At 72.6% G+C, this 14,430-nt stretch carries 15 protein-coding genes; 10 read left to right on the forward strand and 5 right to left on the reverse strand.

Translation table 11 applies throughout. From position 1 onward, the window contains the following. Nucleotides 1–156: 156 nt before the first annotated feature. The 5 genes from ACXKR8_RS12220 to ACXKR8_RS12240 all read left to right on the forward strand — a co-directional run bounded on the left by ACXKR8_RS12220 (nt 157) and on the right by ACXKR8_RS12240 (nt 8,012). Nucleotides 157–3,219, forward strand: coding sequence for an alpha-mannosidase (locus ACXKR8_RS12220; RefSeq protein WP_458272919.1), 3,063 nt, complete (start codon nt 157–159; stop codon nt 3,217–3,219). 55 nt (nt 3,220–3,274) lie between these two features. Then, nucleotides 3,275–4,279, forward strand: a complete 1,005-nt coding sequence (galE, locus tag ACXKR8_RS12225) for a UDP-glucose 4-epimerase GalE (RefSeq protein ID WP_458272920.1) — start codon at nt 3,275–3,277, stop codon at nt 4,277–4,279. Between the two features lie 162 nt (nt 4,280–4,441). Next, on the forward strand, nt 4,442–5,191 hold the full coding sequence (ureA, locus tag ACXKR8_RS12230; RefSeq protein WP_458272921.1) for an urease subunit gamma: 750 nt from the start codon (nt 4,442–4,444) through the stop codon (nt 5,189–5,191). A gap of 59 nt (nt 5,192–5,250) precedes the next feature. Further along, a complete protein-coding gene (locus ACXKR8_RS12235; protein WP_458274963.1) occupies nt 5,251–6,948 on the forward strand; it encodes an urease subunit alpha in 1,698 nt (565 codons plus the stop codon). A gap of 17 nt (nt 6,949–6,965) precedes the next feature. Then, on the forward strand, nt 6,966–8,012 hold the full coding sequence (locus tag ACXKR8_RS12240; protein ID WP_458272922.1) for an agmatine deiminase family protein: 1,047 nt from the start codon (nt 6,966–6,968) through the stop codon (nt 8,010–8,012). A gap of 24 nt (nt 8,013–8,036) precedes the next feature. Here ACXKR8_RS12240 and ACXKR8_RS12245 read toward each other — a convergent pair whose 3' ends face one another. From ACXKR8_RS12245 to ACXKR8_RS12260, 4 genes are all read right to left on the reverse strand, one after another. After that, nucleotides 8,037–8,495, reverse strand: coding sequence for a lamin tail domain-containing protein (locus ACXKR8_RS12245; RefSeq protein ID WP_458272923.1), 459 nt, complete (start codon nt 8,493–8,495; stop codon nt 8,037–8,039). Nucleotides 8,496–8,564: 69 nt separating this feature from the next. Continuing rightward, complete coding sequence (locus ACXKR8_RS12250) at nt 8,565–9,095, reverse strand: ATP-binding protein (RefSeq protein WP_462100473.1); 531 nt, start codon at nt 9,093–9,095, stop codon at nt 8,565–8,567. Further along, a complete protein-coding gene (locus tag ACXKR8_RS12255) occupies nt 9,092–9,511 on the reverse strand; it encodes an STAS domain-containing protein (protein ID WP_458272925.1) in 420 nt (139 codons plus the stop codon). The genes ACXKR8_RS12250 and ACXKR8_RS12255 overlap by 4 nt, the downstream gene beginning before the upstream one ends. 94 nt (nt 9,512–9,605) lie before the next feature. Beyond that, on the reverse strand, nt 9,606–10,541 hold the full coding sequence (locus ACXKR8_RS12260) for an RNA polymerase sigma factor SigF (protein ID WP_462100676.1): 936 nt from the start codon (nt 10,539–10,541) through the stop codon (nt 9,606–9,608). A 170-nt stretch (nt 10,542–10,711) separates the two neighbouring features. Here ACXKR8_RS12260 and ACXKR8_RS12265 point away from each other — a divergent pair, with 170 nt between their 5' ends. The 3 genes from ACXKR8_RS12265 to ACXKR8_RS12275 all read left to right on the forward strand — a co-directional run bounded on the left by ACXKR8_RS12265 (nt 10,712) and on the right by ACXKR8_RS12275 (nt 12,523). Beyond that, entirely contained in the window at nt 10,712–11,311 is a 600-nt protein-coding gene (locus ACXKR8_RS12265) for a TetR/AcrR family transcriptional regulator (RefSeq protein ID WP_458272927.1), read from the forward strand. Between the two features lie 106 nt (nt 11,312–11,417). Continuing rightward, a complete protein-coding gene (locus tag ACXKR8_RS12270) occupies nt 11,418–11,954 on the forward strand; it encodes a DUF4328 domain-containing protein (protein WP_462100474.1) in 537 nt (178 codons plus the stop codon). Then, on the forward strand, nt 11,876–12,523 hold the full coding sequence (locus ACXKR8_RS12275) for a DUF4328 domain-containing protein (RefSeq protein WP_462100475.1): 648 nt from the start codon (nt 11,876–11,878) through the stop codon (nt 12,521–12,523). The genes ACXKR8_RS12270 and ACXKR8_RS12275 overlap by 79 nt, the downstream gene beginning before the upstream one ends. A 13-nt stretch (nt 12,524–12,536) precedes the next feature. Here the strand turns inward: ACXKR8_RS12275 and ACXKR8_RS12280 are convergent, their stop codons facing one another. Next, the gene (locus tag ACXKR8_RS12280; RefSeq protein ID WP_462100476.1) at nt 12,537–12,788 is read right to left on the reverse strand and encodes a protein phosphatase 2C domain-containing protein; all 252 of its coding nucleotides are present in this window, start codon (nt 12,786–12,788) and stop codon (nt 12,537–12,539) included. A 375-nt stretch (nt 12,789–13,163) separates the two neighbouring features. On the opposite strand from ACXKR8_RS12280, the gene ACXKR8_RS12285 reads away from it, so the two are divergent. Continuing rightward, nucleotides 13,164–13,301 carry a hypothetical protein gene (locus tag ACXKR8_RS12285; RefSeq protein ID WP_462100477.1) on the forward strand — a complete coding sequence of 46 codons (138 nt, stop codon included), beginning with the start codon at nt 13,164–13,166 and terminating at the stop codon, nt 13,299–13,301. A gap of 69 nt (nt 13,302–13,370) precedes the next feature. Further along, nucleotides 13,371–13,652, forward strand: a complete 282-nt coding sequence (locus tag ACXKR8_RS12290; RefSeq protein ID WP_462100478.1) for a hypothetical protein — start codon at nt 13,371–13,373, stop codon at nt 13,650–13,652. Nucleotides 13,653–14,430 lie beyond the last annotated feature (778 nt).

A 14,430-nucleotide genomic window follows, 5' to 3' on the forward strand; every position in this document is an offset into this window, starting at 1 on the left:
GCCTGGTGGGCTGCTCGGATTCACTGGACACATGTCCGGTCTTCATCCTGTCGGATGAAACGAGCAACGGCAATGCCGACGCTCCCGCACAGCGCCGCGCGCCGCCGGGTTCAGCTCGCGACCGGCCGGGCAGACCGCAGTCGGAGGTGAGGCGTCGTGCATGACGACCGTCGGATGGTGGAGGGCCGCCTGGAACGGGCCCTGTCGCAGCACATCCGCCCCGCGAGGTACCCGCTGACCACCCCGCTGCGGGTGCTGGCCTGGCACACGCCCGGCGAGCCGGTCCCGGTCGCGGAGGCGCTGAAGGCCGAATACACCCCCTTCGCGCTGGGGACGGCCTGGGGCGCGCCCTGGTCCACCACCTGGTTCCGCTTCGAGGGCGAGGTTCCGGCCGAATGGGCCGGACGGCGGGTCGAGGCACTGTTCGACCTGGGCTACGGCGGGGTGTGGCCGGGCTTCAACGCCGAGGCCCTGGTCCATGACGCCGACGGGGTGCCGATCAAGGGCATCCACCGCGACAACCGCTGGATCGCGGTCGCCCGCCCGGCCCGCGGCGGCGAGCCGGTCCGACTGCTGGCGGAGGCCGCGGCCAACCCGGACATCTTCGTCCACGGCTTCCGTCCCACCGCCCTCGGAGACCGGCTGACCAGCGGCGACACCCCGCTCTACCGGCTGGCCCAGGCCGATCTGGCGGTGCTGGACGAGGAGGTCTGGCAGCTGGAGCTCGACATCGACGTGCTCAGCGGGCTGATGCAGGAGCTGAGCACCGACGACCCGCGCCGGCACGAGATCCTGCGGGCCCTGGAGCGGATGCTGGACGCCCTCGACCTGCACGACCTGGCCGGGACGGCCCCGGCCGCCCGGGCCGAGCTGGCCGAGACCCTGGCCCGTCCGGCCCACGCCAGCGCCCACCGGCTGTCCGCGGTCGGCCACGCCCATATCGACTCGGCCTGGCTCTGGCCGCTGCGGGAGACCGTCCGCAAGACCGCCCGTACCTTCGCCAATGTCACCGCGCTGGCGGCCGACTACCCGGAGCTGGTGTTCGCCTGCTCGCAGGCGCAGCAGTACGCCTGGACCCGGGACCACCAGCCGGTGCTGTGGCAGCGGATCAAGGACGCGGTGGCGGCCGGCACCTGGGCCCCGGTCGGTTCGATGTGGGTGGAGTCGGACACCAATATGCCCGGCGGCGAGGCGCTGGCCCGGCAGCTGGTGCACGGCAAGCGCTTCTTCCTGGACGAGCTGGGGGTGGAGACCGAGGAGGTCTGGCTGCCCGACTCCTTCGGCTACACGGCGGCGTTCCCGCAGCTGGCCCGGCTGGCCGGGGCGCGCTGGTTCCTGTCCCAGAAGATGTCCTGGAACGAGACCAACCGGATGCCGCACCACAGCTTCTGGTGGGAGGGCATCGACGGCAGCCGGGTCTTCACCCACTTCCCGCCGGTCGACACCTACAACGCGACCGTCTCCGGCCATGAGCTGGCCCACGCCGTGCGCACCTTCAGCGACAAGGGCCTCGCGACGCGCTCGCTGCTGCCCTTCGGCTACGGCGACGGCGGGGGCGGCCCGACCAGGGAGATGCTGGAGCGGGCCCGCCGGGTCCGCGACCTGGAGGGCTCGCCCCGGGTCGCGGTCGAGGCGCCCGCGACCTTCTTCGCCGCCGCCGAGGCCGAGTACGGGGCGGCGGCACCGGTCTGGTCCGGCGAGATGTACCTGGAGCTGCACCGCGCCACCTACACCACCCAGGCCGCCACCAAGCGCGGCAACCGCCGCAGCGAGCACCTGCTGCGCGAGGCCGAGCTGTGGGCGGCGACGGCGGCGGTCACCGCGGCTGGGTACGGATATCCGTACGAGCAGCTGGACCGGCTGTGGAAGACGGTGCTGCTGCACCAGTTCCACGACATCCTGCCGGGCAGTTCCATCGCCTGGGTGCACCGCGAGGCCAGGGAGACCTACCGGGCGGTGGCGGAGGAGCTGGAGGCGCTGATCGCCGAGGCGGCCGGGGCACTTTCCGGCTCTGCCGCGGGGGTGCTCAACGCCGCCTCCTTCGACCGGGCCGAGGTGGTCGACGACGGCTGGGCCACCACTCCGGCCCTCGGCGTCGGCATCGTCACGACTGACCTCCCGCCCGGCGTCGCCCCGGTGACCGTCACCCGCGGCCCCGCCGCCGACCTGGTCCTCGACAACGGCCTGCTCCGGGTCGTCGTCAACGCCGACGGCCTGCTCACCTCCGTCCGCGACCTGGCCGCCGACCGCGAGGCGCTGGCCCCCGGCAGCTACGGCAATCTGCTGCAGCTCCATCCGGACCACCCCAGCAAATGGGATGCCTGGGACATCGACCGCCACTACCGCCGCCGCTGGACCGACCTCACCGCCGCCGAGTCGGTCGCCGTCACGGCCGAGGGGCCGCTCCGCGCCGTGGTCCGGGTGGAACGCGCCTTCGGCGCCTCCCGGATCGTCCAGGAGCTGCAACTGGACGCCGGGGCGCGGCAGTTGACGGTGACCACGGACGCCGACTGGCAGGAGTCGGAGAAGGTGCTCAAGGCCGCCTTCCCGCTGGACGTCCACGCCGCCCGCTCCAGCGCCGAGATCCAGTTCGGCCATGTGCAGCGGCCCACCCACAGCAACACCAGCTGGGACGCCGCCCGCTTCGAGCTGTGCGCCCACCGCTGGGTCCACGTCGGCGAGGCCGGCTACGGCAGCGCCGTGCTCAATGACTCCACCTACGGCCATGACATCACCCGGACCAGCCACGAGGGCCGCACCACCACGACCGTCCGGCTGACCCTGCTCCGCTCCCCGCACTCCCCCGACCCGGAAACCGACACCGGACGCCACCGTTTCCGCTATGCGCTGTACCCCGGCGCGACCATCGGCGAGTCCGTCGCCGCCGGCCAGGCCCTCAACCTCCCGCTGCGCCGGGGAGCATCCCCGGCCGCCCCGCTGGTCCGCATCGACGGGCCCGGCGCCGTCGTCGAGTCGGTCAAGCTCGCCGACGACGCCTCCGGCGATGTGATCGTCCGGCTGTACGAGTCCCTCGGCGGCCGGGCCGGGCTCACCCTGTCCACCGCCTTCCCGCTGGCCGCCGCCACCCTCACCGACCTGCTCGAACGTCCCACCGAAGCACTGACCCCCAGCGGGAACGCCCTCGCCCTCGCCCTCCGCCCCTTCCAGATCATCACCGTTCGGCTAACGCCGGATAACGGAACCATCTCGCCGGGTTGATCGTCCGTACCCCATGACAGCAGCAGGGCTCGGCTCTTGAGGGGTTGAACGACGTATGAAGGTTCTGATCACCGGCGGCGCGGGATTCATCGGCAGCACGGTCGCCTCGGCCTGCCTGGACGCCGGTATCACCCCGGTCATCCTGGACAACCTGGTAACGGGCCGCCGGGAGTTCACCGAGGGACGTGCCTTCTACCAGGGCGACATCGCCGACGGGCCGCTGCTCGACCAGATCTTCGCCGAACACCCGGAGATCAGCGCCGCGATCCACTGCGCCGCGCTGATCGTCGTGCCCGAGTCGGTCGAGCAGCCGCTGCGCTACTACCGCGAGAACGTGGCCAAGACCGTGGCCCTGCTGGAACACCTGCAGCGCAACGGCTGCGAGCGACTGCTGTTCAGCTCCTCCGCCTCCATCTACACCCCCGGCGCGGACTTCTCGGTGGACGAGGACTCCGCGCTCGACCCGCTCAGCCCCTACGCCCGCACCAAGATGCTGATGGAGCTGGCGTTCAAGGACACCGCCCAGGCGACCTCGCTGCGGGTGCTGTCGCTGCGCTACTTCAACCCGGTCGGCGCGGACCCGCAGTTGCGCACCGGGCTGCAGACCCCGCTGCCCTCGCACGCGCTCGGCAAGCTGATCGAGGCCCACCGCAACGGCACGCCGTTCCGGATCACCGGCACCGACTGGCCCACCCGCGACGGCAGCGGCATCCGCGACTACGTCCACGTCTGGGACCTGGCCCGGGCCCATGTCGCCGCCCTCCAGCGCTTCGAGCTGGCGCTGCCCGCGGACGGCCCGGAGTCCTACCAGGTCATCAACCTCGGCACCGGCGCGGGCACCACCGTCCGCGAACTCATCGCCGCCTTCGAACGCGTCACCGGAACCCCCGTCCTGACCGAGGAGTCCACCCGCCGCCCCGGCGACAACGCCGGCGCCTTCACCGGCAGCACCCGCGCCGCCACCCTCCTCGGCTGGCGCCCCGAACTCACCCTCGACCAGGCCATCACCGACACCCTCGCCTGGTTCGCCCACCGCGAGTCGGTCCTCGACCTGGCCTGACCACCCCGGCGCAGCCGGGGGCGCCATCCGATTGACCCGACCGGGGAGGCCTCCCCGACGCGCGTTCGCGTCACGCTGGACAGAGGGGCAGGGGCGGGGGTTCAATACGGGCAAGAGTTTGAACGCCGTTCTAAACTTCTCCGGACGAGGCGACGAGGCACCGTGCGACTGACACCCACCGAGCGGGACCGGCTGCTGATCTTCACGGCCGCCGAGCTGGCCCGCGCCCGCCGTGCCCGGGGGGTGCGGCTGAACGTGCCGGAGGCGACCGCGCTGATCGCGGACACCGTCTGCGAGGCCGCCCGGGACGGCCGCCGGCTCGCCGAGGCGATCGAGGCCGGGCGCAATGTGCTCAGCGCCCAGGACGTGCTGCCCGGGGTGCCGGACGTGGTGACCACGCTGCAGGTGGAGGCGGTGTTCGACGACGGGACCAGGCTCTGCGTGATCAACGACCCGTTCCGCGGCGCGGGCTCGCTCGGCCCGGACGCACCCGGCGCGGCGCTCCCCGGCGACGGCACGGGCTACCAGCCGCAGCAGCCGGCGCTGCGGCTGCCGGTGCGCAACACCTCCACCGTGCCGATCAGCGTCACCTCGCACTTCCACTTCTTCGAGGCCAACCCCCGGCTCGCCTTCGACCGGGCCGCCGCCTACGGCACCCGGCTCGCCGTCCCGGCCGGGTCCACGGTCCGCTTCGACGCCGGGGCGACCGTCGAGGTCGACCTGCTGCCGATCGGCGGCGCCCGCGTCGCCATCGGCTTCGCCGGGCTGGTGGACGGGCCGCTGGACGCGCCGGGGGCGCGCGAGGCGGCGCTGGCGAAGGCCCGCGCGACCGGCTATCTGACCTCGTACGAACCGGAACAGCAGGGACAGGAACCGGAACAGCAGCAGGAGCAGCAGGAGGACGACCAGTGACCGCGAGCAGCTTCGAGGCGCGGGGCTGTCACGGCCGCCCCTCCGGCCCGTCGAACACCATCACCCCGGAGGACTACATCGCCGTGCACGGCCCCCGGGCCGGCGACCGGCTCCGGCTCGGGGATTCGGGGCTGATCGTCCGGGTCGAGTCGGACTCGCAGCAGCCGGGCGAGGAGTTCCTGGCCGGTTTCGGCAAGACCGCCCGCGACGGCCTGCACCTCAAGGCCGCCGCCGTGCGCGACACCTGCGACGTGGTGATCAGCAACGTCCTGGTGATCGACGCGGTGCAGGGCATCCGCAAGACCAGCATCGGCATCCGCGAGGGCCGGATCTCGGCCATCGGCCGGGCCGGCAACCCGGACACCCTGGACGGGGTGGAGGTGGTGGTCGGCACCGGCACCACCATCGTCTCCGGCGAGGGCATGATCGCCACCGCCGGGGCCATCGACACCCACGTCCACCTGCTGTCGCCGCGGATCATGGAGGCCTCGCTGGCCTCCGGCGTCACCACGATCATCGGCCAGGAGTTCGGCCCGGTCTGGGGCGTCGGGGTCAACTCCCCCTGGGCGCTGCGCCATGCCTTCAACGCCTTCGACGCCTGGCCGGTCAACATCGGCTTTCTGGCTCGCGGCTCCTCCTCGGACGACGCCCCGCTGATCGAGGCGCTGGCCGAGGGCGGCGCGTCCGGCTTCAAGGTGCACGAGGACATGGGCGCGCACACCCGCGCCCTGGACACCGCGCTGCGGGTGGCCGAGGACCACGACGTCCAGGTCGCCCTGCACACCGACGGCCTCAATGAGTGCCTGTCGGTCGAGGACACCCTGTCCGTGCTGGCCGGACGCACCATCCACGCCTACCACATCGAGGGCTGCGGCGGCGGGCACGTCCCCAACGTGCTGAAGATGGCCGGGGTGCCCAATGTCATCGGCTCCTCCACCAACCCGACCCTGCCGTTCGGCCGGGACGCCCTGGGCGAGCACTTCGGCATGATCGTCTCCGCGCACGACCTCAAGGTGGACCTCCCCGGCGACGCCGCGATGGCCCGGGACCGGATCCGGGCCGGGACCATGGGCGCCGAGGACGTGCTGCACGACCTCGGCGTCATCGGCATCACCTCCTCCGACGCCCAGGGCATGGGACGCGCGGGCGAGACCGTGCGCCGGACCTTCGCCATGGCCGGGAAGATGAAGTACGAACTGGGGCCGCTGGACAGCACAGGCTCCTTCGGCGAGACCGACGGCGGCGACGACAACGAGCGCGTGCTGCGCTACATCGCCAAGCTCACCATCAACCCCGCCATCGCCCACGGCCTGGCCCACGAGATCGGCTCGATCGAGGTCGGCAAACTCGCCGACCTGGTGCTGTGGCGGCCGGACCACTTCGGCGCCAAGCCGCAACTGGTGCTGAAGTCCGGCTTCCCCGCCTACGGCGTCACCGGTGACCCCAACGCCTCCACCGACCGCTGCGAACCCCTGGTCCTGGGACCGCAGTTCGGCGCGCACGGCAGCACCGCCGCGGACATCTCGGTGGCCTTCGTGGCCCAGGCCGCCGTCGACAACGGCGACCTGATGCCCACCCGGCGCCGCCGGGTCGCCGTCCGCGGCACCCGCGGCATCGGCCCCCGCGACATGGTCCGCAACGGCCGCCTCGGGACGGTCGACGTCAACCCGGCCTCCGGGCTGGTCTCGTTGGACGGCGAGCTGCTGCAGTCCGTCCCGGCCGACTCGGTCTCGCTCAGCCGCCTCTACTTCCTCTGACTTCGAAGGAGCCTCTTATGACGACCCATCAGCAGACCCCCGCCGAGCTGGGCTTCGCCATGCCCGCCGAGTGGCAGCCGCACGACCGCACCTGGATGGCCTTCCCCACCCCCAACGACACCTTCAGCGCGGACGACCTCCACGCCGCCCGCGAGGCCTGGGCCGCCGTCGCCAACACCGTGGTCCGCTACGAGCCGGTCACCCTGATCGTCAACCTGGGCGAGACCGAGCAGGCCCGCGGCTACCTCTCCGCCGAGGTCGAGATCGTCGAACGCCCGCTGGACGACGCCTGGATGCGCGACATCGGCCCGACCTTCCTCACCGACGGGAAGGGCGGCATCGCCGCCGCCGACTGGATCTTCAACGGCTGGGGCGCCCAGGACTGGGCCAGTTGGGAGCACGACCAGGACATCGCCGAGGAGATCACCACCCTCACCGGCATCCGCCGCTTCGCCTCCCGGCTGATCAACGAGGGCGGCGGCATCCATGTCGACGGCGAGGGCACGGTGCTGCTCACCGAGACCGTGCAGCTGGGCGAGGGCCGCAACTCCGACTGGACCAAGGCTGCGGTCGAGGCCGAGATCCACGCCCACCTCGGCACCACCAGGGCGATCTGGGTCCCGCGCGGCCTGACCCGCGACTACCAGCGCTACGGCACCCGCGGCCACATCGACATCGTCGCCGCCTTCCTCAAGCCCGGCACCGTGGTGGTCCACAGCCAGACCGACCCGGCCCACCCCGACTTCGAGGTCAGCAAGGAGATCATCGCGCTGCTGCGGACCGCCACCGACGCCCGCGGCCGACAGCTCCAGGTGGTCGAACTCCCGGCTCCCACCGTCCTCTTCGAGGAGGACGGCGAGCCGGTCGACTACTCCTACATCAACCACTACCTCTGCAACGGCGCGGTCGTGCTCTGCGCCTTCGACGACCCCAACGACCAGTTGGCCGCCGCCGTCTTCGCCGAGCACTTCCCCGACCGCAAGGTCGAACTCGTGGACGCCCGCGAGATCTTCGCCAACGGCGGCGGCATCCACTGCATCACCCAGCAGCAGCCGCGCCCCTGAGCGTCAGCGTTACCAGGGGTTGTCTCAGCGGTGCTTGACGTAGGCGACGTGGGAGTTCTTGTAGGCGAGGGAGTCGACCACGGCGTTGTGCGAGTTGCGCAGCGTCGCGGCGTCGGTGTCGTTGTTCCAGATGTAGTTGCCGGAACCCCAGTAGCGGTTCGCGGCGGTGTTGCCGCCCTTGCCGGTGTGCAGCACCACCGTGCCGTGGGCCTTCAGCGTGAAGGCGGTGAAGCGGTAGGTGTGGTTCTGCCGGTCCTTGACCGTCCAGCCGGTGAGGCTGACCGCGTGCGCGGTCGGGTTGACGATCTTGACCCACTCGGCGTCGCGAGAGGCGTTGGAGCGGTTGTCGCTGCCCGGCGAGTTGTAGTAGATCTCCGCGATGTAGGGGTGCCCGGTGGGAACGGCGGCGGCGGTCCCGGCCAGCGGGACGATCACGGCGGCGGCGGCAAGCGCGGCGGCGCCGACTATCTTCGCGGTCTTCATTCGGGCAACCCTACTGATCCCGAACGCCCGATCGGTGCGCGAGGGCATTATTGCCTCGGCGAATCGCGCCTACCGGGTGGGCTGGCCGACCGGCGCCGACAACGGTGCCGGGACCTCCAGCCAGACCGTCTTCCCCTGGTCCTTCCGTACCGTCCCCCACGCCGAGGCGAGCCGCTCGACGATGTGCAGCCCGTGGCCGCCCGGCCGTCCCGGCTCGTGCGGGACCCGCGGCACCGGGCTGCCGACGCCGGCGTCGGAGACCTCCACCCGCAGACAGCGGGTGGTGCCGTGCAGGGCCAGCTCGGTCGGGCCGCCTGCGTGCAGGCAGGCGTTGGTGACCAGCTCGGAGACCAGCAGCAGCACGTCCTCGGCCACCGCCGTCTGCTCCTCGGTCAGGCCCGGCAGCCACTGCCAGTCCTGCAGCGCCTCACGGGTGAACCGGCGGGCCAGTCCGACCGTGCCGCTGGTGCCGGAGAGCCCCAGCCGCCGGATCTGGCCGCCCGGCGGCAGCCCCCGGCCGGAACGCCGAGGCGCAGCGGAGTGCTTGCGGTGGTGCTGCTGCCCGGCTCCTGCGGACGAAGCGCGTTCACCACGCCTCACCCCGCTGCCAGTGCGTCGGCCAGATCCGGGTGGATGCTGAAGATGCCGCCGGCGCCGGTGATCTCGAACATCCGCACGACATGGCCGCGGAGCGCGGACAGCCGGATGTCGACGCCCACCTCCTCGGCCCGCAGTCGGGCGGTGAGCAGCACATTCAGCCCGGTGGAGTCGCAGAACCCCAGCTCGGCGCAGTCCACCACGACCACGACCGGCGCCGCCGAACCGCCCGACGCGGCTGCCGCCTCGAACACCTCGTCCAGACGTTCGCGCAGCTCAGGGGCGGTGTCGTGGTCCAACTCCCCGGTCAGCACCAGCACCGTGGCCGAACCCTCGGTCCTCACTCCGACCCCGAACCGGGGCGCGAGCGGCTCTGCCGACTCCAGCACCTGGCCCGGTTCGGGCCTCCCCTCCCTCATGACTGCTCCTCCCGCAGCTGCTGCATCACTCGTCGCCCGTCGCTCGTCGTCGCCCGTCGCTTCTCGACAGGCCGGTCACTTTTCGACAGGCCGGTCACTCCTCGACGAGCAGGTGCGCCCGCAGCTTGCCCAGGGCCCGGGCCAGCAGCCGCGAGACATGCATCTGCGAGACGCCGAGCTCGGCGCCGATCTGCGACTGGGTCATCTCGGCGACGAAACGCAGCGACAGGATGGTCCGCTCCCGCTCGGAGAGCTGGGCGATCAGCGGCTTGAGCGACTCGAGGTTCTCGATGCCCTCCATGCCGGGGTCGATGCAGCCGACCCGGTCGGCGAAGGAGCCCTCGGTGTCGTCCTCGCTGGGCTGGGCGTCCAGCGAGCTGACCGAGTACGCGTTGCTGGCGGTGAGGCCCTCGCAGACCTCCTCCTCGGTGAGGTTCAGGTGGGCGGCCAGCTCGGCGACGCTGGGGGCGCGGTCGAGCTTCTGCGAGAGCTCGTCCCCGGAGCGGGCGAGCTGCAGCCGCAGCTCCTGCAGCCGGCGCGGGACGTGCACGGCCCAGCTGGTGTCGCGGAAGAAGCGCTTGATCTCACCCAGGATGGTGGGCATGGCGAAGGTGGGGAACTCCACCTCGCGCTCCGGGTCGAACCGGTCGATCGCTTTGATCAGGCCGATCGTGCCGACCTGGACGATGTCCTCCATCGGCTCGCTGCGGGTGCGGAACCGCGCGGCGGCGAAGCGGACCAGGGCGAGGTTCAGCTCGACCAGGGTGTTGCGGACGTACTGGTACTCATGGGTGCCCTCCTCCAGGGTGGCCATCCGCAGGAAGAGGGTCTTGGAAAGGGCTCGGGCGTCCATGGGGCTCACCGCGTGCAGGTCGGAAACCGCGTGCCGATCAGGGACCTCGTGCAGGTCAGGGACCGCGGGGCAGGGGCCACGGCCTCCCGGGTCACGGTTCCTCGGACGGCGGTGGGAACGCCGCTCCTCGTCATGACCTCGGACATGCTGTTCATGGTGTGCTCCTCCCTGGAATATGACCGGCACGACTGGCTGCCGCACGGCTCCACGCTCACTGGTCAGTACTCGTTACCGGGCCTCGTGTACCCCGGTTCTCCGGGGCCATGCGCGGTGAATCACGGGAAACTGACAATCTTCTCGCCGACCCCCATTGTCCCATCCGCCACCCGACCAGGAGGCCCCGCCCTATGGCCGAGATCCCCGGACGCCGCACGGCCCCGCCCCGCGAGGAGGTGTTCGCCGCCGCGATGGCGGCCATCGCCGAACACGGTCTGGCCGAGCTGACCATGGCCGGACTCGGCCGCCGGCTCGGGATGAGCGGCGGTCATCTCCTCTACTACTTCGGCAGCAAGGACCAACTGCTGCTGGAGACCCTGCGCTGGAGCGAGGACGAGCTGGGCGAGCGCCGCCGGGCCGCGCTGGCCGCGCCCGCCTCGGCCGTCGCCCGGCTGGACGCCTATGTCGCGCTCTACCTCCCCACCGGCCCCGGGGACCCGCGCTGGACGCTCTGGGTCGAGGTGTGGGGGCGCTCGCTCGCGGTGGAGTCGATGCGGACCGGGCAGGCCGCGATCGAGGCGGCCTGGCGCACCGACCTGATCGCGCTGCTGCGCGAGGGGATCTCCGCACGGGAGTTCCGTCCGGTGGCTCCGGCCCGGTTCGCGGTGCGGCTCAGCGCCCTGCTGGACGGCTTCGGCACCCCGGTGGTGACCGGGCTCCCCGGGGCCAGCCGGGAGGCCGCGCTCGAACACATCGGTGAATACCTGGACGAGTCGCTGCACCGGCTCTGAGCAGGGCTGCTGTCCGTTCACCAAGCCGATGGACGGTCGCCGCCCAGGTCGCATACCATCAGCGCCTCCCCGCCGCCCCGGAGCGGGTCGACCTGGTGGAGTCCCGGTGCCCTGTCCGTCCTGTTCGTCCGCGTACCTCGACCCGTACGGACGCTGCCCCGCCTGCGGCTACTACGGCCCACCGGGCGCGGGCGCGTACCCGCCGCCCGCCGCGCCGGTCGTCTACGGCGCCCCGTCAGCCCCCAGCGGCGTCGCCACGGCCACCCAGATCCTGCTCGCGGTCCAGGCCTTCGCCAGTGTCTTCGGGATCGTCGCGAGCGCGGTCGCCCTGGCCTCGCTGCTCGACACCGGGTACACCAGCGACATATCGACCGCCCTGAACGCCCTGACCAGCCTGCTCGCCGCCCCGACCTTCCTGGCCGCGGTCGTGCTCTTCATCATCTGGTTCTACAAGTCCCGGGTGAACGCCGACATCCTCGCACCGGGCTCGCGCAAGGTCTTCTCCCGCGGCTGGTCCATCGGCGGCTGGTTCACCCCGATCGGCTTCTGCTTCATCCCCGCGGGGTGGCCGGGGACATCTGGGCGGCGAGCCGCCCGCTGGGGCAGGAGGACGGCCGCGACCCGCGTCGTTCCGGACTGCTGACCAGCTGGTGGATCTGCTGGTGCCTGATGTGGGTGCTCTCCACCGTGGGCGGCGGTTTCGCAGGCGCCGAACCCGGTGGCGAGACGCTGAGGGTGCGCGAGGCGGCCGCCATCATCGGCATCGCCGGCTCGATGGCGCATGTCGCCGCGGCTGTGCTGGCGCTGTTCGTGGTCCGCCGGATCACCACCATGCAGCAGATCCGCATCCTGCAGGGCCCCGGCCTGAACCACCCCTACGCACTGCAGACGCCGACGACCGGCGCTCCTGGCCTGCCGCAGCAGCAGCCGGGCTACTACCCGGCCCAGCAGTACGCACCGCAGCCGTACGCGCCGCAGCCCTACGCGCCGTCCTCGCAGCCGTACCTGCCGACCCAGCCCCAGTACCCGCCGCAGGCCGCCCCGGTCGCGGCGCCGACGCCGGCTGCGGGCCCGGAACCGACGCCGGTGGTCGCGGACCAGGTTCCCGAGGACGCCATTCCTCAAGACGCCGTCCCCGAGGACGCCAAGCCCGCCGCCGAGCCGACCGTGGACCTCGGCAAGCCCGCGCCGGACAGCGCGGACGCCCCGTAGCAGCCGTCGTCCCTCAGTCCTCCCAGATCGCCGCCGCCGTGCGGTCCGCCGCATACCCCTTGGCGCGGACCTGGACGTGGCGGAGGAAGTCCACGGTGCCCGGCGGGTGCGGGTGGGCCCAGTGGTCGGCGAGGAAGTCGGAGACCGCGGGCTCCTCCCGCAGCGGCTGAGCCAGGCCGTCGCTGCAGAGCAGCAGCACGTCGCCCGGTTCCGGCACCACCACCCGGAACCGGAAGCGGTCCAGCGGCTGCGGGTCGCCCGCCACCACCGTCGCTCCTCCCCGCCCGGCTGCTGCGCCACCAGTCGCCGACCGGCGTAGGCGTCGTACCAGGCGTCGTCGCCGAGCAGCAGCAGGCCGCCGGGGCCGAGCCCGAACCCGGCCCTGAGCCGGCTGGTCGGATCCAGCGGAGCGATCAGCGCATGCAGCGCCGCGCCGTTGCCGCCCGACGCACCGGTCGCGGACGGCGCGTTCTGCAGCCGGACCGCCGCGCGCGCGGTCAGCCGCTGCAGCCCGTAGCGCAGCCGCTCCTGGGCGCCTACCCGCAGATCGGCCAGCAGTTCGGTACGGCTGCGGCCGACCGCCGCGGCCAGTTGCCGACAGGCCTCGTCCGCGGGTGCCGGGTTGTCCGGGCGGGGCGGGGTGGCCAGCACCACCAGCAGCAGCGCCTCGCTGCCCTCGCCGAAGCGCACGGTCAGCAGCCGGTCCGAGCGGGCCGCGCCGTGGTGCCGGGCCGCGTCGCCGCGGACCGAGGCGGCACGGAGCGTCATCGTCCCGTAGCGGGCGCCGTCCAGGGCGGTATCGGGGACGATTCCGGCGAGCAGGTCCGGGTCGGCGGCCGGGAGCAGGGTGGGTTCCGGCTCGTACTCCGGCGGCTGCGCCCCGACCTGCGGCAACGGCTCGGTCGACGGCGGCTCGGCCGACAGCGGTTGGGCCGACAGCGGTTGGGCCGACAGCGGTTGGGCCGACGGCGGTTGGGTCGACGGCGGCTCGGCAAGGGAGTCGGGCTCGGTGGTCGGTTCGGCCGCGGCGGCCTCCGCCTCATTGGCGTCGCGGACGTCGTCCAGGTCGCGGACCGGGCGGTCCGGGCCGCCGCCACGGGCGTCGCTGACGGCCTTCGGCTCGGCATAACCCTCGTCGTCGTAGACGTCGTCGGCGCCATCGGCCTTGTAGCCGCCATAGGGGTCGTAGCCGCCTGCGTCCTCGAACTCGGGCTCGGTCGCCCGCGGCGCGGCCAGCCGGGGGTCCGGCGGGGGCGAGGGCTGGCGCAGGGTCAGCGGCACCGCCTGGGGCGGGATCCGCGGCGGCCGGAACGGCAGCGGGGGCAGCGGGGGCGGCGCGGGCACCCGGTCCGCGGGAGCAGCGGGCTCCGATCCGTCCGGTTCAAAGGGCGGCGGCTCAAGCGGCGCGGGCTCCGGTGGAAGCGGCTGCACCGGCTGCACCGGCACGATCGGCCGCCGATAGGACCCGGGGTCGTACGGCGGCGGCAGCGGGATCGACGGCGGGGCGGACGGCCGCGCCGGGGCAGGTCCGTCCACCAGGGTCGGCGGGCCACCGGGGACGTCGCTACCACCAGGGACGGCACCTCCGCTGGGGGCGCCACTGCCGCCTGGGGCGGCCCTGCCGCTGACCACCCCGCTCGCGGAGTCGAAGCGCTCGTCGACCGTCCCCTGGCGCGGATCCGCCCCGGGAGTGTCGGGAACCTCGTCGTCGGGGCCCTCGTAGAGGGCGTCCCACCAGGCGCCGTCCGCCTTGCCCGAGGAGGGTCCACCCTGGCTGCTCATCGATTCGTCTCCTCAGCGACATGCGGCATGCCCGGACCGTGGCCATTCTCCATGGCGGACCACCGCTCACCGGGCAGAACGGTGGAATCGGAACACTCTTGGGGCAGTAGACCTGCGCAGATCGG

Source organism: Streptacidiphilus sp. PAMC 29251, from assembly GCF_054208735.2.

Coding starts and splice junctions, on each gene's coding strand:
- ACXKR8_RS12245 (WP_458272923.1), bottom strand. CDS start 8,495: ATGAAGACCGCGAAGATAGTCGGCGCCGCCGCGCTTGCCGCCGCCGCC.
- ACXKR8_RS12255 (WP_458272925.1), bottom strand. CDS start 9,511: ATGAGGGAGGGGAGGCCCGAACCGGGCCAGGTGCTGGAGTCGGCAGAG.
- ACXKR8_RS12240 (WP_458272922.1), top strand. CDS start 6,966: ATGACGACCCATCAGCAGACCCCCGCCGAGCTGGGCTTCGCCATGCCC.
- galE (WP_458272920.1), top strand. CDS start 3,275: ATGAAGGTTCTGATCACCGGCGGCGCGGGATTCATCGGCAGCACGGTC.
- ACXKR8_RS12265 (WP_458272927.1), top strand. CDS start 10,712: ATGGCCGAGATCCCCGGACGCCGCACGGCCCCGCCCCGCGAGGAGGTG.